Below are 1,338 nucleotides of genomic sequence, written 5' to 3' on the forward strand. Positions count from 1 at the left end.
TAACACCATCATCAAAGACCATACCGTCTTCTTTACACATCACCCCGTAGCGACATTTACCAACACCTAATTTGCTCCATGGGTTGGTATAAACACGGTTTAAAAATTCTCGTGCATCTTTACCTTGAATATCAATTTTACCTAAGGTGGACGCATCTAAAATACCGACACTGTTACGCGTTGCTAAACACTCACGCTCCAGTGATTGCTGCATAGTTTCACCCGGCTGCGGGAAATACCATGGGCGTTTCCATTGACCAACATCTTCAAACTCGGCGCCATTCTCTATATGCCATTTATGCATAGCGCTAAAACGTGCAGGGTCAAACAAGTGTTTCACATCAGCTCCTGCTAAGGCGCCAAATGTGGTGGGTGTATACATAGGGCGGAAGATGGTTGTGCCCGTTTCAGGAATGGTTTTACCTAACGATTTAGCGGTGATCGCCATACCGTTGATATTACCTAACTTACCCTGATCGGTACCAAAACCTAACGCGGTGTAGCGTTTGACATGCTCGATAGATTCGAAACCTTCACGGTTTGCCAATTCAATACCTGCAGCCGTGACATCATTTTGATAATCGACAAACTGTTTTGGCGCGCGACTGGTTTTTTTACTGTGCGGTATGTGAAACAGCGCCATAGACGCATCTTCTTTTGGATCGCTTGTTTTAGGTGATTGACCCGCATAACGTCCTTCCCCTTTGCCCGCCGCTTGTGCTGCAACAGCGCCGGTATTGAAACCATCACTGATAACTTTTGATAAGGCATAAATACCTTCAAGTCCACCACAACTGTGTTGCTTTTGCACCGTATCACCGGGTACAAACCCAGCAACGTCATCTTTCCACACCGGACGAGAGCCTGTATGCGATGACAAATGAATAACAGGGCTCCAACCACCTGAGCTGGCAACCGTATCACAGACAAAATGCTTCGCTGGGCCAGTAACACTGTGATTACTCGCATTGATTGGCGCAACATCCACCCCTTTGACGCGTTTGCTGCCTTTGACTTCAATAACGCCATGGCCAAAGAGTATATCGATGCCCAGTTTTCTGACCTTATTGACCAAGTCGCCATTGGACGCGCTTCGCGTATCAACAATAGCCACCACTTTACGGCCCGCTTGATGCCAATCAATCGCTGTTTTGTAGGCATTATCATTGGTGGTCATTAAGACCAACTGATTACCTGGCACCACATCATAACGATTAATGTAGGTAGAAATAGCATTGGCTAACATACAACCAGGCACGTCATTGTTACCATACACAAGAGGACGCTCATGGGCACCGGTGGCCAAAATAACCTGCTTTGCTCTGACTTTGTGCACGC

General features: G+C 46.8%; 1 protein-coding gene. It reads right to left on the reverse strand.

Annotated elements, in window-relative coordinates:
• A partial coding sequence (locus tag ESZ36_RS22395) for an aminomethyltransferase family protein (protein ID WP_484038971.1) occupies positions 1–1,338 on the reverse strand: 1,338 nt, incomplete at both ends.

Source organism: Colwellia demingiae, assembly GCF_007954275.1.
Classification (GTDB): Bacteria; Pseudomonadota; Gammaproteobacteria; order Enterobacterales; family Alteromonadaceae; genus Colwellia; species Colwellia demingiae.